This window comes from Anaeromyxobacter oryzae (assembly GCF_023169945.1).
GTDB classification, from domain to species: domain Bacteria; phylum Myxococcota; class Myxococcia; order Myxococcales; family Anaeromyxobacteraceae; genus Anaeromyxobacter; species Anaeromyxobacter oryzae.
This window is the reverse complement of record NZ_AP025591.1, coordinates 2,526,754-2,548,393: the sequence shown is the minus strand read 5'-3', so window position 1 is coordinate 2,548,393 and position 21,640 is coordinate 2,526,754. Positions and strand designations below refer to the sequence as shown.

The 21,640-nt window shown below is 76.9% G+C and carries 11 protein-coding genes; 2 read left to right on the top strand and 9 right to left on the bottom strand.

Annotated features, from left to right (window positions below; all coding sequences use genetic code 11):
* Genes AMOR_RS11060 through AMOR_RS11050 form a run of 3 tightly spaced genes read right to left on the bottom strand, consistent with a single transcriptional unit; the run spans window position 1 to window position 13,498 of the window.
* Window positions 1-2,478, bottom strand: coding sequence for a transglycosylase domain-containing protein (locus tag AMOR_RS11060; protein WP_248360985.1), 2,478 nt, complete (start codon window positions 2,476-2,478; stop codon window positions 1-3).
* A 5-nt stretch (window positions 2,479-2,483) separates the two neighbouring features.
* Window positions 2,484-8,228 carry an alpha-2-macroglobulin family protein gene (locus AMOR_RS11055; protein ID WP_248360982.1) on the bottom strand — a complete coding sequence of 1,915 codons (5,745 nt, stop codon included), beginning with the start codon at window positions 8,226-8,228 and terminating at the stop codon, window positions 2,484-2,486.
* Entirely contained in the window at window positions 8,225-13,498 is a 5,274-nt protein-coding gene (locus AMOR_RS11050) for a hypothetical protein (RefSeq protein ID WP_248360980.1), read from the bottom strand. Before AMOR_RS11050 ends, AMOR_RS11055 begins: the two co-directional genes overlap by 4 nt.
* 403 nt (window positions 13,499-13,901) lie before the next feature.
* On the opposite strand from AMOR_RS11050, the gene AMOR_RS11045 reads away from it, so the two are divergent.
* Window positions 13,902-15,020, top strand: a complete 1,119-nt coding sequence (locus tag AMOR_RS11045; protein WP_248360978.1) for a DUF3187 family protein — start codon at window positions 13,902-13,904, stop codon at window positions 15,018-15,020.
* A 20-nt stretch (window positions 15,021-15,040) separates the two neighbouring features.
* Here the strand turns inward: AMOR_RS11045 and AMOR_RS11040 are convergent, their stop codons facing one another.
* From AMOR_RS11040 to AMOR_RS11015, 6 genes are all read right to left on the bottom strand, one after another.
* Window positions 15,041-15,646, bottom strand: coding sequence for a nucleotidyltransferase family protein (locus AMOR_RS11040; protein WP_248360976.1), 606 nt, complete (start codon window positions 15,644-15,646; stop codon window positions 15,041-15,043).
* A complete protein-coding gene (locus tag AMOR_RS11035) occupies window positions 15,643-15,912 on the bottom strand; it encodes a hypothetical protein (protein ID WP_248360974.1) in 270 nt (89 codons plus the stop codon). The genes AMOR_RS11040 and AMOR_RS11035 overlap by 4 nt, the downstream gene beginning before the upstream one ends.
* Window positions 15,909-16,886: an FAD binding domain-containing protein gene (locus AMOR_RS11030; protein WP_248360972.1), complete on the bottom strand. Its 978-nt coding sequence runs from the start codon at window positions 16,884-16,886 to the stop codon at window positions 15,909-15,911. Before AMOR_RS11030 ends, AMOR_RS11035 begins: the two co-directional genes overlap by 4 nt.
* A gap of 2 nt (window positions 16,887-16,888) precedes the next feature.
* Entirely contained in the window at window positions 16,889-19,255 is a 2,367-nt protein-coding gene (locus AMOR_RS11025; RefSeq protein ID WP_248360970.1) for a xanthine dehydrogenase family protein molybdopterin-binding subunit, read from the bottom strand.
* 7 nt (window positions 19,256-19,262) lie between these two features.
* Window positions 19,263-19,910, bottom strand: a complete 648-nt coding sequence (locus tag AMOR_RS11020; RefSeq protein WP_248360968.1) for a (2Fe-2S)-binding protein — start codon at window positions 19,908-19,910, stop codon at window positions 19,263-19,265.
* 233 nt (window positions 19,911-20,143) lie between these two features.
* Window positions 20,144-20,314 (bottom strand): hypothetical protein, encoded by a 171-nt coding sequence (locus AMOR_RS11015; protein ID WP_248360966.1) that lies wholly within the window; start codon window positions 20,312-20,314, stop codon window positions 20,144-20,146.
* Between the two features lie 185 nt (window positions 20,315-20,499).
* Between AMOR_RS11015 and AMOR_RS11010 the strand changes: the two genes are divergently transcribed.
* On the top strand, window positions 20,500-21,570 hold the full coding sequence (locus AMOR_RS11010) for a lactonase family protein (RefSeq protein WP_248360964.1): 1,071 nt from the start codon (window positions 20,500-20,502) through the stop codon (window positions 21,568-21,570).
* The last annotated feature ends 70 nt before the right edge of the window (window positions 21,571-21,640 follow it).

Sequence of the window (21,640 nt, the reverse complement as noted above, 5' to 3'; positions counted from 1 at the left end):
CTAGTCGCCCACGGTGATGGGCACACCCCGGGACGTCACCGCGCGCCGGGCGAGCGCCGCCGACACGACGTGCGCGCCGGGCGTGGCGGTCCAGCGGAACTCGTGCGGCCAGGGGACGGTCGCGACCGGGACGCCGTCCACGAGGAACACGACCGGCTCGTCCGCCGGGACGACGCGCGCGGCGAGCCGGATGGTCGCCGACTCGCGGGGCGCGTCGGGGTCGAGCAGGTAACGCGCGCCGGCCCGGGGCTCGAGGACCGCGACCGCCGGAGCGACGGCCCAGCGCGGACAGAGGGGGCTCTCCTGCAGCGGCGCCACGGGGAGCCGCTGCGCGCGCGCCCAGCCGGCGTAGCGCTCCGGCAGATCCAGGAGCCGCCGGGAGACCACGAAGCGCGGCGGGCACGAGGCGGTCGCCCTGAGCCCGTTCCGTGCGTCGACGGCGACGGGTCGGTGCCAGGGGCAGGCGTCGGTGGGCTCGGTGCCGGGGAGGAACACCTCGGCGCGCGCGTGCGGGCAGTCCTTCCCCGCGAGCCGTCCGGAGAGCGCGCACACCGTCCGGACCACCGCGCCGGGCGTCGGCGCCGGCGCCATCGCCACGAGGCGGTGCGGCGCTCGGAGCGGCATCGTCGCGTCGAGGATGGCGTGGGCGATGGGCGCGGCGCCGGCCTGCCCGGTCACCGCGTTCATCCTCCGCCGGTCGTGGTTCCCGACCCAGACGGCGACGACCAGCCGGTCCGAGACCGCGATCGCCCACGCGTCGCGGAACCCCTGGCTCGTGCCGGTCTTCACCGCCACGGCGTACGGGTAGTCGAGCGGGCCGCCCGGGGGGAACGTCGGGCGGCGCGCCTCCGGATCCGAGAGGATGTCCGCGACGAGCCGCGCCGCCGCCTCGGGGAGGAGCCGCCGCGGCGCGCCCGCCGGCGCGTCCGCCAGCCGGCGAAGGGGGATCGCCGTCCCGCCGCGCGCGAGGAGGAGGTAGGCCTGCGCGAGCTCCTCGAGGGAGGCGGGCAGCGTGCCGATGGCGATCCCGAGCCCCTGCGGCGCCTTCTCCGCGGCGGCGAGGCCGGCCTTCGCGAGCAGCGCCTGGATCCGGTCGGGGCCGACCTCCGCGGCGAGCCGGAGCGCCGGGATGTTCCGCGAGTTCGCGAGCGCGGGCCGGAGCAGCATCGGGCCGAACCAGGCGTGGTTCGCGTTCTCGGGGAGGAAGGCGCCGCCCTCGGACACGACGTCCAGGGGCGTGTCCTCGAGCTCGGTCGCGGCGGTCGCCCGGCCCGACGCGAGGGCGAGCGCGTACACGAACGGCTTCAGCGCCGAGCCCGGCGAGCGCGGGACGCGGGTGAAGTCGATGGCCCCGCGCGCCTCGGCGTCGAAGTAGTCGGCCGAGCCGACCTGGGCGAGGACCGAGCCGTCCTCGGGGTCGACGACGAGCGCGGCGCCGTTGGAGGCGTCCAGGTCGCGGAGCGCGGCGACCCCGTCCGCCACGGCGCGCGCGGCGATGCGCTGGAGCTCGAGATCCAGCGTGGTGGTCACGACCGCGGCCGCCCTGGCGCTCGCGCCGGCGGCCTCCAGCGCCAGGACGGCGTGCAGCGCGGCGGGGTCGCGCCGCGGCCTCGCGGCGAGGCCGAGGTCGGCGTGCAGCGCCTGCGCGAGCGCGTCGTCGTCGATGACGCCGCGCGCGCGGAGCGTGCGGAGGATCCGGTGGGCGCGCCGGGTGGCGCGGGCGAGGCCGTCGGGATCGTACGGGTCCATCCGGCCGGGCGCCTGCGGCAGCGCGGCGATGAAGGCCGCCTGCGCCCAGGAGAGATCCTCGACCGGCTTCGCGAAGTAGAGGCGGGACGCGCGGGCGACGCCGCGGACGCGGTGCCCGTACGGCGCGAGCGTGAGGTACTGCCGCAGGACGGCGTCGTGGCCGTGCCGCCGGACGAGGAGCAGCGCCTCGATCGCCTCCTTCGCCTTCCGGAGGATGGTGCGGCGCCCCGGCGACTGGAGCCGGGCCGTCTGCATGGCGACGGTCGAGCCGCCCGACACGATCTCGCGCGCGCGGAGGTCCTGCCACGCCGCGCGCGCCAGGGATCGGAGCGATACGCCGGGGTGGTCGAAGAACCGCCGGTCCTCGGTCTCGAGCGTTGCGCGGACGATGCGGTCGGGGAGCACCGCCGGGAGCGGCCACGCGCCGAGGACGTCGCCGTCGCCCGGGAGCTCGGCGAGGAACTCGCCGCGGCGGTCGAGGTAGAGGCGGGAAGGGCGAGGGCGGGCGAGGTCGCCGTGGAGGTCGGTGGTGATCGCGAGCGCGAGCGTTACGGCGAAAGCGACCGCGACCGCGAGGACGACGCGCGGGCGACGACGGGGCGCGGTCGGCGGACGAGAGCGGGACGGGACCCTCTCCCCCGGTGGGGGAGAGGGAAGGACGCTCGCCGCGGGAGTCGCGGTGTCGCTCGCGCCCGCGCGCCACCACCGCCTGAAGCTCCACCACCCCACGCCGCCTATCCCTTCTCGTGCTCTCCGAGCACCACCACCCGCATCCCGTCGCCCCGCCCGCGCACCTCCTGCCGGTACATCATCTCCGCCCACGGCGCGGGGTGGACGAACGACCCCTCGCTCGCGGCGCGGACGCGGAAGTGGAACGCGTGCGCCCCCTTCGGCATCGACGTGAAGTAGTACCGGACCTCGCCGTCGAGCCGCTGCACGTACGCGGGCTGCAGCGTGTCCGCCTCCGAGGGCCGCGCGAGCGGGCCCGCGTTGGCGAGCGCCGGGTTCAGGGGCTCGAGCCCGGCGGCGAAGGGGACGACCAGCGCGACGTGGGTCCGGTCCTCCGAGGACTCCAGGCGGACGTGCAGCTCCAGCACGTCGCCCTGCCGCACCTTGCGGACCTCGCCGGCCTGGTCGGGGCGCGGCGGCTCGACGGTCCCGTCGTCGCGCACCGCGGACCACGACCGCGTGACGACGAAGCCCTGCCGGAGCGCCTTCACCTCCGCGCCCTGCGTCGCCGGGAGGTACGCGTACGCGACGCGCACGCCGAGCGGCGCGCCCCTCACCACGCCCTCGAGCGGCGCCTCGGAGCGCCGCGACCACCGCGCGACCTTGCGGCTTCCGTCGACGGAGAGCTCCGGCCCGCCGGCGAGCGCCAGCGTGCCCGCGGGGAGGTCGCCGCGCGGGACGGCGAGGTACGCGGAGAGCGCCTCGAGGCCGCGCCGCGTCGCGTGCGTGTCGCCGAAGCCGCGGCCGGGCTCGGCGCGCGCGAGCAGCGCGTCCCGGAGCAGGTCCTGCTGCGGGTTCCTCGGGTCGAGGGCGAGGAGCCCCGCGAACACCGCAGCGAGGGATCCGGTCGGAGAGCCGAGCCAGCCATGCTCCCAGCGCGGGCGGTCCCGCCCGACGCCCTCGACGTACCTCTTCCCGTCGCGGAGCTTCACCGTCACGGTGTTCCAGAGGTCCTGCCGGACCACGTCGAGGTTCGCCTGGAACAGGTCCGGCCGGCGCGCCATCGCCAGGCCGAGGTCGGCGAGGCTCGTCGCGCCCATCTCGCCGCGGCGCTGGAAGAGGTCCGCGAGGTAGTGCGCGTCGAGCTGGCCCACGCGGGCGAGGGCGCGGATCGCGGCGGTCTGCTGGTCGAAGCGGTAGCCCGCGAGGAACGGGTAGTCGCTGCGGAGGACGCGCCGCAGCGCCTCGATCGCGCGCCCCTCGACCTTCGCGTCGACCGGGACGCCCGCGGCGCGGAGCGCGCCGAGGAGCTCGACCACCTGGGCGGTCAGCGCGACGTCCCCCTTGTTCCCGGGCCAGTACGCGAGGAGCCCCTCGCCGTCCTGGTGCAGCGCGAGGTCGGCCGCGAACCGCCGCGCCTCGTCGAGCGCGCGCCTCCCGTACAGGTCGCCCACGCCGAGGTCGCGGAGCGTCCCCGCGAGCGCGACCTCCCCGTGGAGCTTCGAGGCGCGCTGCTCGAGGCAGAGGTGCGGGTAGGCGTCGAGGTACTCGAGCCCGGAGATCACCTCGAGAGCGCCGGGGACCGTCGTGACGGTCACGTCCTCCGTCGCCGACCCGGGGCGCGGCGCCTCGGGGAACGGCCGCAGCTTCACCGGCCCGGTCGCGACGCGATCGAGGGCCACGAACCGCTCGACCGGGCGGTCGGGGAGCACGGGCAGCTTCACCTCGAACGCGTCGCCCGCGCCGTCGCTCCGGCGCGTGACGCCCACCTTCACCACGAGCTCCGACCCGGCGCCGGCCGCGCCCACCCGCGCCGGCGCGAGGGCCGAGACCGGCGCCGCGAGCCCGAGCTTCACCGGCAGCCTCGCGCGGGGCGCGTCCACGGGCCCGGCGAGCTCGACGTCCACGTCGGCGGGGCCCTCCTGCCCCTCGATCATCCGGGCCACCGCGCCCGGCCAGAAGCGGTCGCCCTCGCGCACGAGCCGCGGGAGCTGCGGCTGCACCAGCACGGGGAGGCGGACGTGCAGCGTCGACTGGAACAGGCCGAACCGCGCGAGCCCGCTCGCCGCCACCGCCCGGACGCGGAAGTCCGTGAGGTCGTCGGAGAGGGTCACCGGCACGACGAGCCGTCCCGACGCGGGCACCTCGAGCCGCGCCTGCCAGTAGGGCACCGTCTGGAAGTTCTTCCGGACGGTGCGCGGCGCGCGCCCGCTCCCCGCCTCCTCCGCGTCCCCGCCGTCGCCGCCCGGCTCCTCCTCCTCGAGGATCCGCCCGAGCACGAGGTTCCGGGTGTCGCGCACGCTCGTGCTGCGCGCGTTCCGCTCGATGAAGCGCGAGAGCGGATCGAGCGGGCCTTCCTTCGCGAGCGAGAGGACCGCCTCGTCCACGAGCCAGAGCGCGACCTCGCCCGCGAGCGGCCGTCCCGCCTCGTCGGCGAGCGTGACCACGAGCTCGGTCCGCGCGCCGGGCCGGACCGAGACCGGGTGCTCCACCTTCACGACCACCCGGTTCCGGACCGGCTCGACCTCGACGTCCAGGCTCGCCGCCACCGTCTGGGGCCGGTACCGCGCGTCGTCGTCCTTCCCCTCGCCGAGGCGGCCGCGGAAGAGCACCACGTGCACCGGCAGGTTCGGGACGTGGCGCGGCTCGATGCGGACCTCGGCGACCGCCTTGCCGCCCTCCACGTCGAGCCAGCGGTAGACGTTGCCCGCGGGCTCCTCGACGACGACGAGCGCGCGCGCCCGCTGGTACGGGCTCTCCACGACGAGCCGCGCGACGTCGCCCGGGGCGTAGCTCTTCTTCTCCGGGACGACCGTGAAGACGCCCTCGCGCGGCTTCTGCCACGCGACGGGGCCGGGGCCGCCCGCGTACAGGTCCGCGGACAGCGTCTGGACGCGGCCGAGCCGGTCCTTTCCGGTGAGCTCCACGACGTACACGCCGGCCTCGGAGATGGCGAACGGGACCGACACGGGCTCGTCGCCGGTGCGGATCACCTTCTCGCCGAGCTTCCGGTCCTCCTGCTCGGTGACGTACTTCGCCTCGCCGGTGGCGAAGGCGGTCTCGCGGAGCGTCGAGTGCCAGACCCGCCGGAACAGCCGGACCGTCACCTCCTGGCCCTTCACGACCTTGTCGTCCGGCCCGACGGCGAGGATCCGCGGCGCGATCTCCCGCGCCTTCGGCAGGTAGCGGTCGAGCTTCATCCCGAGCACGAACGGCGGGAGCGCGCGGACCTCGTAGGTGCCCGAGACCTCCTGCTCGTCGGGGCCGGTGACGGTCGCCTCGAAACGGTAGATCCGGGGTGAGCCGTCCACGTCCAGGGCCGGGTTCACCTTCATCTCGTCGGCGCCCTGGGCGTCGAGCGCGGCGTCGCGCCGGAACGCGGCCGGCGGGCGCGCCTGGCCGGGCCTCGCGAACTGCGCGGAGGAGGCGAAGAGGAACCCCTCGCGCCCCTTCGGCACGTGGTGGGTGGCCCGCTGCGTGACGGACCAGCGGATCTTCTGGCCCGAGGCGACGCCGCCCGCGTAGTAGCGCGCGACGGCCTTCACCGAGAGCGGGCGATCGAGGCCCGCCACCGCGGGCCCGGAGAGCTGCACCTCGAAGGTCGGGATCCGGTACGCCTCGATCCGGAACCGTCGCTCGCCGACCGTCTCGCCGGTCTTGCGGTGGAACACGATCGCGACGTACTCGCCGGTGGCGGGGTCCTTCTCCGCGAGATCCGCCGAGAAGCCGCCGAGCGGCGAGAGGGCGAGCGGGAGCGGGAGGCTCTTCCCGTCGGGGCCCTCGATCTTGAGGCCGAACAGGGCCGCGTCGCCGGGGCCGACGAGCTCTCCGCCCTTCTTCTGCCGCACGAAGCCGGCCACGTGCACCGTCTCGCCCGGGCGGTAGATCGGCCGCTCGGTGAAGACGAACGCGAAGGTCCGGTCGTTCCGCGGCGCCGGGGGCTCGGTCGTGAGCCACGCGAGCCAGCCGCCCGACATGGACCAGTGGTTCGCCGCGAACCTCGGCGGGGGCTCGGAGGGATCGAGCACGAGCACGTCCTCGCCCTTCGCGACGGAGACCCGCAGCACCCGCACCCAGTCGGCGAGGCGGCCGATCACGGCGCGGCCGTCGCCGTCGGTCACGACGTCGACCACCGCGGGCCGCTCCTCGTGCTCGACGTGGCCGTCCTTGCGCGTGACCTTCTCCACGCGCCGGCCCTCGACCCGCACGCGCGCGCCGCCGACCGGCTCGCCGCGATCGAGCGTCGAGACGAACACCGCCGCGCGGTCCCGCTCCTCCACCGCGGTGAGCGTGAGGTTCGTCACCTGGACGCGCACCCAGCTCCGCCGCGCCGGGCCGGCGAGCCGGCGGAGGCCGACGAGGTACGTGCCGGGCCGGCCCTTCCCGACCGCCGGATCGAGGAGGGCGCCCACGTCGAGGCCGAACCGCGTCGCGCCCGCGCGCTTGTCGAGCGGCAGCGCGACGACCTTCGACACGAGCGGCGAGCCGAGGAGGCGGAGGTGGCGCGCGAGCGCGGAGTCGTCGCGGTCGCCGAGGCCCGGCGCCGCAGGCTCCTCGCCGGGGAACGGCGGCGGCTGGTCCTCGTCGACCGTCACGCCTCCCTGCGGGAACGGCCAGAGCCCGGTGAACCAGGGGTCGACGCGGTGGATCCGCACGTCGGCGCGCGCGTCGCCGTAGCCCTGGAGCGGCAGCATCCGGGGGCCGTTCGCCTCCAGGATCGCCGTGCCCTGGCTCCAGCGGAGGAACGGGCTCCGCGCGCCGCGGTAGAAGAAGAGCGTCATCCCGCCGGGATCGCGCAGCGCGCGGCCGGCGTCGTCCACCACCGGCGCGCCGTCGATCCGCATCCGGTAGAGGACGTCGGCGAGGAAGCGGCCCCTGAGCTGGACCCGGGCGCCCTGCACCTCGAAGCCGAGGTCGGGGACGGCGGGGTCGAGCCGGACGAGCCGCTTCAGGGCAGACAGCGTGAGGCCGGCCACGGGCGCGGAGAAGATCAGCTCCGGGCGCTCGCCGCGCTCGCCGCAGGAGAGCGCGAGATCGCGCGGCGCGCCGGCGCCCGGGAGCGCCTGCGCCTCGGCGTCGCCGCAGCGCACCTTCGCGAGGTGGAACGGCGCCTGCGTGGAGAGCTTGCCGGTCCACAGCACGCTGCCCTCGTCGCCGAGGGCCAGCGCGACCCGCACGACGAGCTGGCGCCCCTCCGGCACCTCCTCGTCGAGGGTCACGGCGTACGCGGCCGGATCCCGCTGCGCGCCGCGGGGGAGCGGCGCGAGCGCGAACCGGGAGACCTTCACCGGGCGCGCGTCGCCATGGCCGGGCAGCTCCCGCAGCTCGAGCGAGAGCATCTTCCGGAGCGACGGGACGGGGAGCGCCTGCGGGAAGGTGATCGTGAAGCTCCGGAACGGCCGCAGGTCCTCGGAGCCGTCCGCCGGCGCGAGCGCGGACGGCGGCGACATCATCGTCGTGAGGATCTTCTTCCCGTCGCGGGTCTCGACGGCGAAGCGGGCGAGGGCGGGCCAGGGCTCCGCCGGCCGGAACTGGAGCGTGCGGCGATCGAGCCAGGTCCACGCGCCCGGCCACGCGGGGGCGATCGCGAGGCGCTTCGCGCCGTCGTCGGCGTCCCCGCGCCCCGGCCCCTCGTCGGAGTCGAGGTACGCGGTGATGGGGTCGTAGCCGCGGAGGAACTGCTCCGGGAGGAGCCTCGCGCGCTCGGGCCGCTGCCCGAGGTCGGCGGGGTCGTAGGCGCGGGCGGGGGCGGCGATCGCGAGGCAGGCGACCGCGGCGATGGCGAGCACGGGGCTGATCACGGTCTTCACGGCAACTCTCCGATCCGCTGGAACAGGTCGCGGAGCACGTCCTCGGGAACGCCGGTCTCGGCGCCGGCGAGGCCGAGCAGCACCGGCCGGAAGCGCGCCGGTGGCGCGCCCGGCGGGGCGCGGACCGCGAGCAGGTAGCTGCCCTTCTCGAGGGCGAGGAGCGCCTGGCAGCCCTCGCCGAGCGCGCGGTCCGCCGCGTCGGTGACGGTGCACGCGAGCGTCTCGGCCTCCTCCCGCACGCCGAGCCCGACCTTGCCGCTCGACGCGACGGTGAAGCGGAACACGCGGGCCTCGCCGGGGCCGATCCACGTCTCCGGTCCGACGCCCTCGGCGAGGGGGAGGACGGGCTCGGTCGTGACGGCGAGCGCCCCCGCGAGCGGCCGGCCGGCGAAGGCGCGGACCCTGAGCCGGTGCGTGCCGGCGGGCAGGACGCGATCCAGGCGGCAGCCGTCCCCGAGCCCCTCGACGACGGGCGCCGCGGCGGCGGGGGCGAGCACGCAGACGCCGCCGTCGGCGCGGACGTGGACGGCGGCCTCGGCCCCGAGCGCGACAGCCACGTCGACCGCGGCGCCCTCGAGCCGGACGGCCTGGCCCGGCGCGACGGGAGACGGCGAGGACGGGAGCGGACCGCCGGCGGCGGCGAGCGCGTCGCCCGCGCCGCCCACGACCGCGCGGAGCGGGCCGCCGCCGTGCTCGATCGTGACGAGGGCGCCCACGCCGGGCGCGAGCGTGGCGGTGCACGAGCCGCTCCGGCCGCCGTCGTCCTGCGCGATCGTGCAGCGGAGCCCGCCGTCGATCCGGATCCGGCGCTCCACGGTCGCCGGCGGGACGCGCAGGACGCGCACGCCGGGGAGCGGCGCCACCTCCTCCAGGAGACCCGCGAGCACGGCCGGCGGCGGCGGAGCGGCGAGCCGCGTCACCTCCGCCTCGACGCGCCGCTCGCCGGGCGCGACCACGACGAGCTCGGCGCGCGACGCGGTGGTGAGCACGCAGCGCGCGAGCGTGCCGGCGGGGCCGCAGAGATCCCGCGCCGCGCCGTCGGCGAGGAGCACCGCCCACGCCTCCGGCGGCAGCAGGAGCTCGGCCCGCACCGGACCCTCCGGCAGCGCCAGGCGCCGCACGCCGCCCGTGCCCTCCAGCCGGTGCCGCCCGGGCGCGAGCGGGACGGCGTCGGGGAGCGGGATCGCCGCGCGCCACAGCCGCGCCTCGACCGGCGCGCCCGCCCGGAGCGCGAGGACCGCTCCCTGCGCCAGCCCTGCGGCGGCGAAGCACGACCCCGGACCGACCGTGAAGATGCCGGCGACCTCCTTCGGATCGCGGGCGTCGAGCCGGCACGCCGGGACGGAGGGCTCGCCCGGCGGGACCGATACGGCGGCGACGTGGAGCGCCGCGCCGCGCGAGACCTGACGCTGCAGCCACGGGCCGCGGCCGAGGGCGACGGTCGCCTCGGAGCCCTTCTCCACGTCGGCGGTCTGCTCCTCGAGGGCGACCTTCACGTAGCCGAGCCCGGCGAGGACGATCGGCCCCTCGTCGAGCGAGACCTCCGGGCCGCAGGGCGCGAGCGCGCCCGCGGCGCTGCCCGCGAGGCAGAGGACGCCCTCGCCGGTGCGGTACCGGCCCGGCCGCTCCACGCGGGCGCGCGCCGCCTGCGCGGCGCCCACCTTCCCGCCCTCGAGCGCGGCCACGGGCCGCGCGCGGACGTGCCCGACGGCGGCGGCGGGCCGGTCGAGGGTCCAGGCGCGGAGGCGGAGCGGCCGGCCGGCGGGCGCGAGGATGGCGCGGCAGGGCGCCGGCGCGCCCGCCCGGAACAGGACGCGTCCGGTCTCGTCCTCGATCGCGCAGGACACGGGACCATCCAGCGCGACGTCGAGGACGGCGTCGCCCGCGGGGGCGGGCAGCGCGGCCGCGAGCACGCCCGGCCCGACGGAGTACGAGGTGCCTTCCGCGAGCGCGCCCGCCTCGACCGGAGCGGGCTCCTCGAGCACGACGCGGGTGGTGCCGCTGGTCCGGGTCTCGCTCTCGATCACCAGGAGGTGGTCGCCCCGCGCGACAGGCTCGGCGAAGCCGCAGTTCCAGTCCTCGCCGACCTCCGACGACTCGGCGACGACCCGGCCCCCGCCGTCCAGGAGCCGGCAGCGGACGTCGGCGTCGCCGCGCGTCCGGAGCCGGAGCGTGCCGTCGGCCGGCACGCGGACCGCGAGGCGCGCGGGGACCTTCACGTCGCGCGCCATCCCGGGCGCGAGCACGTCCGACGTGAGCTGGACCTCGTACGCGATGGCCACGTCGCCGCGCGCGTGCTCCGCGACGAGCTGGTAACGCCCCGGCGCGAGATGGATCCGGAAGCCCTCGGGCCCGCGTGGGGTCGAGGTCCGGCTCGCCGCGCGAGCGCTCTCCGTGCGCGAGGTCGCGGTGTCCGGAAGAGCTCCCCCTCCCCCGCGCGAGCGGGGGAAGAGGGCCGGGGTGAGGGGGGCCGCCGCGTCGCCGACGGCGTCTCCGGTCTCGTCCTCCGCCGTGCCCTCTTGCTCCGCGTCGTCCGTCTCGTGCTCCGCCTCGCCCTCCGCAGCTTCCGGCGCGTCCGGGATCGCCGCCGGCGTGGCGCTCTCCGCGGGCGGCACGATGGCGAACGGGTCCACCTCCCCGTCGCGGTAGAGCCGGCCCATCATCTCGTTCGTGAGGAGGATCGAGACGTCCATCTCGGCGGGCACGTCGAACCTGAGCTCGTCCCGGCCTGCCTTCCCGAGCTCGACCGCGTAGCGGGTCCAGAAGGCGAGCGTGTGCGGGGTCTCGCCGCGGAGCACCTCGGGGGGCCGCGCTCGCACGATCGCGGTGCGGCGGCGGCTCTCCACCGAGAGCGGGAGCTGCGCGAGGACGACCTCGCCCGCGGGCAGGTCGAGCGTCACGCGGCACGGGCCAGGGACCGGCGCGAGCGGCCACCCGGTCGCGTCCTCCACCCGGCAGCGCAGCTCCGCGCCCGGCGCCGCGGTGGAGAGCTCGAACGCGCCCGCCGCCGGCGCCGCCAGGCGGGCGCGCACGAGCTCGCCCGCGGGCACGCGATGGAAGAGCTCGCCGTCCGCGGCGACGCGGGCGAGGTCGCGCGCCGTCCGCCGGCCGAGGACCACCGTCGCGCGCCCGTGGCTCGGCGCCTCGGCACGCACGGAGACCAGGTAGCGGCCGGGGCGGAGCCACGCCGAGACGAGGCAGTTCCGGCCGCGGCCGCCCGCGACGTCCTCGGCGAGCCGGGCGAGCGCAGGCGTCCGGAGCGCGCAGCGTGTCCGGAGCAGCCCCTCCGTGCCGACGTCGTAGAGACCGGCCTCGACGACGTCGAAGACGAAGGCGTGGTCCTCCCCGGGGCCGAGGTCGAGGCGCGCCGGCCGCTCGAGCGCGAGCGTCGCGAGCTCGGCGGGCGCGGGCGTCCAGGGCCGGGGCGCCGCCGGGGGCGGCAGCGTCTCGACGGGGCGGCCGATCCAGGCGGCGAGCGGAGCCTCCGGCCTCGCCGTGATCGACAGCTCGTCCGAACCGCTCGCCTGGAGCCAGCAGGCGCCGTCGCGCCACGTCCCCGCGCCGCCCCGCGCGAGCCAGCAGCCCGCGGGGCTGCCGCCGGGCGTGGCGACGCGGATCGGTCCGCGCGCGTCCACCGGGAGCGTCAGCGTCTCGCCGGCGTGGACCTCGACCGGCAGCGCCCGCTCGAGCGCGAGCGGCAGCCGCCGCGCGACGAGGCCGCGGGCGAACGCGCCGCCCGTCCGGCTCGAGAGGAGCGCGTAGCGCTGACCCGTCGCGACCGCGACGCGCATCGCGCAGCCCGCGCGCGCCGGTGCCTCGCGGATCGGCGCGCCCCTCGGGGCGATCGCGACCTCCTCGATGCCGTCCCGGCCGCCGCGAAGCCGCAGCTCGTAGATGCCTGGCGCGAGCCGCCGCTGGAGCGCGCAGGCCTTCGGCGCGCCGTCGAGCCGCTCGCCCTCGCCGGAGACGCGGTAGAGCTCGCAGGTGGCGCGCTGCGCCGAGATCGCGTACTCGCCCGGCGCGACGACCTCGAACCAGAGCGACGCCTCGCGCGCGTAGTTGAACGCGCGGCGCCAGCCGTGCGTCGCCGCGACGCGCGGGACGTCCCACGCGACGATCTCGCGCGGGCCGCCGCTCTCGGGCTGCCGCTCGAGCGCGCAGCCGAGCGGGGCGGCGTCGCGGTCGGCGGGGACGTCGTGCACGCCGACGAGCCACTCGCCCGCGGCGAGCGGCTCGAGCGCGACGCGGCGCTCCGGCCCGCGGTACTCCCCGTCCACCATCCGCGGCGAGGCGCCGAGCGGCGCCCAGCGCACCTCCGCCTCCGCGCCAGGCGGCCCGCGGACGACGAGCACGTGGCCCTCGCCGTCGCCGCTCCAGGCGCCGCACTCGGGCACCAGCGCCTTCGGCGACACCTCGCAGCCGCCCTCCTGCTCGCCCATCCGCGAGCCCTCCGGGCCGAGGGGGTGGAGGCTCAGCCGCGCAGGCCCCGGCCCTGGCGCGGTCACGGTCAGCACCGCGCCGAGCCGGCCCGCGCCGAGGGCGAACGCCGCGGCCCCGCTCGGCGGGAGCCTCACGCGCACGGCGCGGTCGGCCGGCGCCGGGAGGCCGTACTGCACCGCGAGGCGCGCGTGCTCCTCGCCGCGGGTGAAGCGGAGCGCGCCCGTGCCGTAGGCGGTGAGGAGGTAGTCGCCGGCCTCGAGGACGCCCTCGAGCCACCACTCGTGGATGGGCTGGCCCGGGAGCGGCTCGACGGTCGAGTGGAGCGGCTCGAGCGGCTCGCGCCAGGCGCCGCCGCGCCAGAGGTGCACGGCGCCCGCGGTGCGGCCGGCGACGCGCACCGTCACCGGCGCGCGGCGATCGAGGTGGATCCACCACGAGGCCTGCTTTCCGTCCGGCAGCTCCGCCTCGACCGGTGCGCCGGGCTCGAGCCGCGCCGGCGGCGTGTTGACGTCCGCGAAGAGCGCCGCCTGGACGGCGACCTCGCCCTGGCCCTTCTCGCGCGAGTCGAGCAGCAGCCGGTACGGGCCGGCGTCGAGGAGGAGGTCCTGCGCACAGTCGGTCCGCCCCGCCGCGCCGGACGCGGCGAACGGGCCGCGCAGCTGGTCGACGACCGTGCACGCGGTCCCGCCGCCGCCCGACGTCGCGAGCCGGACCATGCCCGGCCGCTCCACGGTGAGCGTCGCGGTCTGCCGGCCATGGGCCGGGACCCGGGCTGGACTCACCGCCGCGGCAGGGAGGAAGGCCGCGAGCAGGACGGCGAGGTGCAGCATGGAGTTCCCCCTGGCGGCGCGTCGCCGCGTGGCTCGAACCGAAGAAAGAGCAAGCCGCGCGCCAGCGTCGTCGCCGCACGGCGGCGCGGGCGGCGGGCGCGGCGTGTCCGGGCGCACACGGCGGCGTGTCCCGCAGGCTGCAGGGGCACCTTAGGCGAGGGCCCGGACGGGCGGCGTGACTGGGGTCACTTCGAGACGAGCGACGGCCGGTGACGCGCATCGTGCCCCGTGCCCGTGCACCCCGAGTCTCTCCGCACCCGCCAGCGGGCAAGGGCGCCGGGTTCGCGCTCGGGTCCGCGTTCGCGTGTCGGCGGCCGCCGTGGCCGCGCACCGTCGCGCGCCGCCGTTTGCCGCGCCCCATGCACCACCTCGCCGGTGCCGCTAGATTTCCGCCCGCACCCGGATGCCTGCCGCCCTGCGCTGCGCCCTCGGCGCGCTCCTCCTCGCCGCGGCGCCCGCGCGTGCGGCCCTGCCCGATGCGCCGCTGGGGGTCGCCACGCCCGGTCCGTTCCGCGCGCTCTTCCTCGACATGCCGCTCGCCGACGCGCGCGCGCCTGCCGCGATCGCGCTCGACGTGCGCTGGTGGCTCGCGAACGACTGGTCGAAGCCGACGGTGCTCGTCCGCGGCGGCCGCACGGTGTCGATCCAGGACGACCTGCAGGTCGACACGCTCCAGGTGTCGCTCACGGTCCCGTGGCGCCGCCTGGTCGACGCCGCGTTCGCGCGGCGGCTCTCGACGACGCTCGAGGCCCGCGCGTTCGTGGAGTGGGGCGGCTGGACCGATCGACCCATCGAGAGCTGGCACGGCCTCGTCGGGTCCTGGAACTTCGAGCGCCAGCTGTACCCGCGCGACCAGGTGAACCTCCACCTTTCCGAGGAGGGCGGCCACACGATCGGAGACGTCCACTCCGATCGTCTCGCCCTGGCCGACCTCGTCCTCCGCACGCAGCTCGAGCTCGCGAGCACCGGCGCGGATCCGGCGCAGCCGGCGCTCCCGCCGCGCGGCGCGCTGGCGCTGCGGCTCGACGTGAAGCTCCCGACCGGCGCGCGCGGCCGGTTCGCCGGGTCCGGCACCGCCGACGCGGGGCTCGGCCTCGCGGCGTCGGGGCGGACCGGACGGTTGACGGTGCACGCGCTCGCGTCCGTCCGGGTGGTCGGCGGGCTGCCGGGGAGCTTCGCCCTCCAGCCGCGCCGGGTGCAGGGCGGGTTCGACCTGTCGTTGGTGCTGCGCGTCGGCGGCGGCGTCGCGCTCGTCCTGGAGGATCGGCTGTCGAGCCCGCTCATGGAGGCCGGCTGGAAGCTCGCGCCGGACGAGACGGAGCCGGAGGCGACGGTCTGGTACTCGCTGTTTCGCGTGCACAACCAGGTGAGCGGGGGCATCCGCGTGGGGGAGCTGACCGCGTTTTTCTCCGAGGACTTCACGCCGGGTCAACGGCTCCCGGACGATCCCGGCCCGCGCTGGTTCTACGACTCGAACGCGCCGGACGTCGTCTTCGGTCTCGCCTGGGCGCGGGGGTTCTGAGGGGCGCGGCCGGAGGTGCGTCACCGCCCCCGCGCGCGGTCCCAGTCCTCCGGCGTGTCCACGTCGAGCTCCCCGCCCTCGAGCGGCACCGCGCAGACGCGCGCCGGATCCCTCTCGACGACGCCGCGCGCGCCGCGATCGCCCTCGAGCGCGAGCAGCTCGGGGAAGACCGCCGCCGCGAACAGGGCCGGCACCCCGAGCGCGCCGGAGTACGACGACGCGGCGACGAGCTTCCCGGCCTGCCGCTGGGCCTCGACGAGCGCCTCGACGTGCTCCGCCGAGACCCGCGGCTGATCGCAGGCGAGCACCACCACGCCCGCCGCGTCGGGCGCGCACTCCGTGAGCCGCGCGAGGCCGCGCCGCAGCGAGCTCGCCATCCCCGTCTCGTACTGCGGGTTCGCCACCGTCGCGACCGGCAGACCGGCGAGCGCGCCGCGGACCTCGTCCGCGTGATCACCGACGACGACCACGACGGGCCAGAGCCCCGCCTCGACCGCCGCCCGCGCCGCGCGCCGGACGAGCGCCTCCCCCTCGAGCACGAGGAGCTGCTTCGGCGTCCCGAGCCGGACCGAGCGCCCCGCGGCCAGCACGACGCCGCCGATGCAGCCGTCGCACGGACTCGTCACGCGCCGCCCCCGCTCCTCGGCGCGGACGCGCCGGGGTCCGCCGCCGCGAGCGCCTCGCCCGCCGCCGCGAAGCAGGCGCGCCCGGGCCGGCACGCGCCGGGCTCGGCGAGCGCGTCGTCCGGTCCGGCCGGCTCCATCGTGCGGAGACACCAGTAACCCTCGACCGTCGAAGCCCCGGCGAGCCACTCCGCGCCCTCCGCCGTCCGGCCGTACGCGGAGCGCGACCGCAGCCACCGGCAGACCTCCGCGCGCGCCGCGGCGCTCACGCGGCGCTCCCCGCGGCGGCGAGGATCGCCCGCCGGAGCGCCGCCTCGAGCACCGCCACCTTGTAGCGGTTCTCGGAGAGCGGCCGCGCCTTCGCGAGCGCCGCCCGGGCGGCGTCCGCCGCGGCCGCGGCGTCCACGCGCCGGCCCTCGAGCGCGCCCTCCGCCTCGCGCGCGCGCCACGGCACCGGCGCCGCCGCGCCGAGGACGAGCGTCGCCCGCCGGCAGATCGCGCCGTCGAGGGCGAGGACCGCCGCGGCGCTGGCGATGGGCCAGTCCGCCGAGTCGCGCTCGCCGATCTTCACGTACGCGCCGCGCACCCCCGGCGCGGGGGCGGGGAGACGGATCCCCACGAGGAGCTCGTCCGGCGCGACCCGGTGCTCGCGCGTCACGTCCTCGTCCGGCAGGACGTAGAGGGCCTCGAGCGCCAGGCGCCGCGCGCGGCTGCGGCTCCGGACGTCCACCTCCGCGCCGTGCGCCACGAGCGCCGTCGCGAGGTCGCTCGGGTGCACGATTGCGCACAGGTCGTTCGCGAACACCGCGTGGTACTGGTTCCGCCCCTCGAGCGCGAAGCAGGTGTCGCCGCCCTTGCGGCGGCACGGGAAGTCCGCCTGCCGGAAGTACCAGCACCGGGGCCGCTGCAGCAGGTTCCCGCCGACCGTCGCCTGGTTCCGGACGTTGGGCGTCGCCGCGCGGCGCGCCGCCTCGGCGACGGCGGGGAAGCGCTGGACCACGAGCGGGTGGTCCGCGAGCCGGGCGAGGGTGACGAGCGGGCCGAGCTCGAGCCCGCCGCCCGCGTCGCGGACGCCGTCGAGGGCGGGGATGCGCCTCAGGTTCACGAGCCGCGCGGGCGCGTCCAGCCGCTCCTTCAGGCGATCCGAGAGATCCACGCCGCCGGCCTTCGCGACGGCGCCGGGGCGGAGCTGCGCGAGCGCGTCCTCGATGGTCGGCGGATCGCTCCACTCGAACGAGCGCATGATCAGCCCCTCCGGGTCGCGAGGGCGGCGAGCACCCGCGCCGGGGTGATGGGGAGGTCACGGACCCTCACGCCCACGGCGTTGTGGACGGCGTTCGCGATCGCCGCCGCGGTGGCGATGTTGGCGGGCTCGCCGATGCCGGTGGCGTCGGTCGCGCTCCGGCCGCGGTACTCCTCGAGGAGCACGACCTCGATGCGCGGCGTCTCTCTCGCGCCCGCGAGCTTGTACTGCTCCAGGTTGGGATTCACCATGCGTCCGGTGGCGCGGTCCAGGATGCGGTCCTCGAGGAGCGCCCAGGAGAGGCCGTGCAGGATCCCGCCGTTCACCTGGCTCTCCACGGCCAGCGGGTTCACCGGCCGGCCGCAGTCGTGGACGGCGACGATCCGCTCGACCCGGACGATCCCGGTCTCCACGTCGACGGCGACCTCCGCGAACTGGACGCCGCCCATGGCGCCCCGCGGACCGCCGCCATGCCCGTAGTTGTCCTTCCGCTCCCGCCGGACCCGGATGTCCTTCCCGAGCGCGGCCGCCTCGCGGAAGGTGATCCTCCGCGCCGGGTCCGCAGCGACGACGGCGGCGCCGTCCCGGAGCGTGAGCGCGTCCGGCGCGACCCCGAGCCGCCGCGCCGCCCGGGTGCGCAGGAGGAGCCCCGCCTCGTGCGCCGCGGCCCGCGCGACGGGCGTGATCGTGCCCGTCACGTTCGACCCTCCGGAGCCGGGGCCGGGCGGGAGGGCGGAGTCGCCGATCCGGACCGCCACGTCCTCGAGCCGGAGCCCGAGCTCCTCGGCGACCACCTGCGCGAGCACGGTCCGCGTGCCGGTGCCGATGTCCTGCGTCGCCGAGCGGACCTCGACCGCGCCGCTCCGCGCGATCACGACCTCGCACTCCGCGCCGACGAACACGATGTGCGGCCAGATCGCCTGCGCGAACCCGAGCCCGCGCTTCACCGGGCCCGGCTCAGCGCCGGGCGGGTGCCGCCGCCGCGCCCAGTCGACCTTCTCCGCGCCGACCCGGCGCTCGACCTTCCGCGCCCGCGCCCCGGAGAGCTCGACGGTGTCGATCCGGTCGCGCAGGGCGAGCGGGTCCATCCCGAGCCGGTCGGCGAGCTCGTCGAGGAGCCCCTCGAGCGCGAAGATCCCCTGGGGCATGCCCGGCGCGCGGAACGCCGCGCCCGGCCCGGCGTTCACGAAGACGTCCGCCTGCGACCCCGAGAAGCTCGGGCACGCGTACATCCGCTCGGCGCAGAAGCCGACCCCGGCGCCGGTGCCGACGCCGGCCGTGCCGACCGCCTCGAGCGCGACGGCGGTGAGGGCGCCGTCGCGCTTCGCGCCGATCCGGAGCTTCTGCCGGGTCGCCGGTCGGTTCCCGACGGACGTGTGCTCCTCGCGGCGGTCGAGCACGAGCCGGACCGGCCGGCCCGCCTTCCGGGAGAGGGCCGCGGCGAGGATCCCGTAGTGCCCCGCGCCGAACTTCGCGCCGAACCCGCCGCCCATGAAGTCGGTGACGACCCGGACCTTCCCCGGCGGGAGCGAGAACCACTCCGCGAGATCGTCGCGCACGCCCACCACGCCCTGGGTGGACGCGTAGACCACGAGGCCGTCCGGCTGCCAGTCGGCGACGACGCCGTGGGTCTCCAGCGCGGAGTGGGTCTGCACCTGCGTCGTGAACGCCGCCTCGACGACGACGTCTGCCTCGGCGAACCCCTTCTCCACGTCGCCGCGGGACGCCTTCACCGGGCCGCGCAGGTTCCCGCGCTGCGGGAGCCCCTCCTTCGAGCCGCCGCCGCCGGCGCTGCCCTCCTGGTCCACCGGCCCGGGATAGACGAGCGGCGCGTCGGGCCGGAGCGCCTCGTCGAGATCGACCGTGAACGGGAGCGGCTCGTACTCGACGCGGACGAGGCGGACCGCCTCGTCCGCGATCTCCGGCGAGGTCGCCGCGATCGCACCGAGCGGCTGGCCCACGTAGCGGACCGTGGGGAAGCGGCCGCCCGCCTCCACCGATGCGTCGCGGAGCACGGGGCCGTCGACGGGCTTCCCGAGGAGGTGGACGGCGCGGACGCCGGGGAGCCGCTCGGCCGCGGAGGTGTCGATCCCGCGGATCCGGGCGTGCGGGACCGTCGAGACGATCCGGCGCGCGTGGAGGAGCCCGCGGAGGCGGACGTCGCTCGTGTAGCGCGCCTGACCCGTCACCTTGGCGCGCCCGTCGAGCCGGCGCGTGCGCTTGCCGACCACGCGGAGGTCGGCGTTCGCCGGCCAGGGCGGCGGCTCGCCCGCGGGCAGGTCGCGCTCCTCGGGGTGCAGATCCTCGCCCGCGATGCCGATGGGGAAGGTGGCGCGGGTCGCGCCCGCGCCGTCGTCGGGAGACGCCATGCTCGCCTCACTTCCGCGTGAGCCCCTGGCCCGCGGCGGCGAGGACCGCCTCGAAGACCTTGGGGTAAGTGCCGCAGCGGCAGGCGTTGCCCGCCACCGCCGCCTTCACGTCGTCGAGGGTGGGGGAAGGGTTGTGCGCGAGCAGGGCGGCGCAGCTCATCACCATCCCGGGCGTGCAGAACCCGCACTGGAGCGCGTCGTGCGCGATGAACGCCTCCTGGACGGGGTGGAGCGCCGCGCCGCGCGCGAGCCCCTCGATCGTGGTCACCTCGCGATCGCCCACGTCGAGCGCGAACGTCAGGCACGACGAGACGGGCATGCCGTCGAGGAGGACGGTGCACGCCGAGCAGGCGCCGCGATCGCAGCCCACCTTCGTGCCGGTGAGCCCCAGCCGATCCCGGAGCGCCTCGGCGAGCGAGGTGGATGGGAGCACCGAGACGCGCCGCCGCCCCCCGTTCACGCGGAGCGTGATGGCGACCTCGCCCGGGCCGCGCAGCTCGGATGCGGCGGGCGCGGCCGCCGCGCCGCCCGGCAGCCCGACGGCGACCCCCGTGCCCACGGCGGAGTAGGCGAGGAACTCGCGGCGGGTCGTCCGCCAGGCTCCGTCCTCGCGCTCGTCGGCCTGCGGGTGCGCGCCGGGATCGGTGGGCTTCATCCGGCCTCCTCCCGGCCGTCCCGGCGGGACGGCCGGTGACAAGAGCGGTGCCCTCGTCTTGATCGCGCGGGCGCCACGCGGCCCTACGGATTCGAGGACGCGACCCACATGGGGAACCGTGCTGAGGCGCGCCCGCATCGCCGCACCCCCGGCGGCGTGCTCGCGAGGATCGGGCTCGACGTGCCTCGCCGCCGCCGGACCGGCACGACTCGGCGGTCCCGCCGACCTCGTGTTCAGGTCTCCCCCGACCTCGAGACGTCGTGCTTCCCCGGCCGGCGCTCCCACGGCGGGCCTTCGCGGAAGATCTCGCGCAGGTGATCGACGAACACCCGGACCTCGAGCGGAAGCTGCGACCGGGGCGGATAGGCGATCCAGAGCGACGACTCGAAATCCGTCGCCGTCACCTCGTGAGAGGGAAAGACGTCCACGAGCGCAGAGGTTCAGCGCGACGACCGACGCGGAGTCGATGCGCGACGCTGGCCATCGACGGAGGCCGGGTCGCGACGTGAGGGAGCTTGTCGAGCCGTGTAACGGCGGACGCGCGCCGCGCACTGATGCGAGGCAACCTCTTGCACGGAGATGGACGGACATGGATACAAAGCTGGTCGCAGCGGCGCTCTTCTCGGCCGTCGCCACGCACGCGATGGCCGCTGGCGCCGTGTTCACGATCTCGGACGACGCCACCGCCAACTCGGTCCTCGCCTTCAGCCGCGCCGACGACGGCTCGCTCCACCTCGAGGGGACGTTCCCCACCGGCGGAAAGGGGTCCGGAGGTGGCGAGGGCGTCCTCGGCTCCCAGGGCGCGGTCACGCTCACCGGAGATGGGCGCTTCCTCCTCGTCGTCGACGCCGGCTCCGACGAGATCTCCGTGTTCCGGGTCCACGGCGCCCGGCTGACCCAGACGTCCCGTGTCTCCTCGGGCGGCGCGCTCCCGGTGAGCGTCGCCGAGCACGACGGCCTCGTCTACGTCCTCGATGCGGGCGGCGACGGCAACATCGCCGGGTTGCGCCTCGACGAGGACGGTGCGCTGCGGCCGGTACCGGGTTCGGTGTTGCCGCTCAGCGCGGCGGGCACGGGTCCGGCGCAGATCGGCTTCGACGCCTCGGGTCGGACCCTCGCGGTGACCGAGAAGGCAAGCCAGACGATCAGCCTGTACCGCATGGGCGAGGATGGGCGAGCCGCCGGACCGAGCCCGTCGCCCTCCGCGGGCGCGACGCCCTTCGGGTTCGCCTTCACGCGCCGCGACATCCTCGCGGTGTCTGAGGCCGGCGGCGGCAGCGTCTCGTCGTACGATCTCGAGGGCGGCGAGCTGGAGCTGGTGAGCGCCACCGTCTCGGACGGTGGGCGCGCGCCGTGCTGGGTCGTCGCCACGAGCGACGGGCGGCGCGTCTTCGTGGCGAACGCCGGCAGCGGCACGGTCTCGAGCTACCTCGTCGACGCGCGCGGCACCTTGACGCTGCGTGACGGGACGGCCGGGGTGATCCCCGGAGGGAAGGCGCTCGACACGGCGCTCTCGGCGGGTGACCGGTTCCTGTACGTGATCGATCCGAACCACCAGGCCATCCAGGCGTTCACCGTCGCGGCCGATGGCAGCCTGGCACCGCTCGGAGAGGCCGCCTCGGACCTTCCTCCTCAGGCGGTCGGGCTCGCCGCCCGGTGACGATCGAGGACATCACGTCGATCCGGGTTCACGAGCGTCGGTTCCGGGTGCTCCTCGTCGCACCCGGTTC

Excerpts from the sequence above, each read along its gene's own strand:
- AMOR_RS11050 (WP_248360980.1), bottom strand. The coding sequence starts at position 13,498 with ATGCTGCACCTCGCCGTCCTGCTCGCGGCCTTCCTCCCTGCCGCGGCG.
- AMOR_RS11045 (WP_248360978.1), top strand. The coding sequence starts at position 13,902 with ATGCCTGCCGCCCTGCGCTGCGCCCTCGGCGCGCTCCTCCTCGCCGCG.
- AMOR_RS11030 (WP_248360972.1), bottom strand. The coding sequence starts at position 16,886 with ATGCGCTCGTTCGAGTGGAGCGATCCGCCGACCATCGAGGACGCGCTC.
- AMOR_RS11025 (WP_248360970.1), bottom strand. The coding sequence starts at position 19,255 with ATGGCGTCTCCCGACGACGGCGCGGGCGCGACCCGCGCCACCTTCCCC.
- AMOR_RS11020 (WP_248360968.1), bottom strand. The coding sequence starts at position 19,910 with ATGAAGCCCACCGATCCCGGCGCGCACCCGCAGGCCGACGAGCGCGAG.
- AMOR_RS11010 (WP_248360964.1), top strand. The coding sequence starts at position 20,500 with ATGGATACAAAGCTGGTCGCAGCGGCGCTCTTCTCGGCCGTCGCCACG.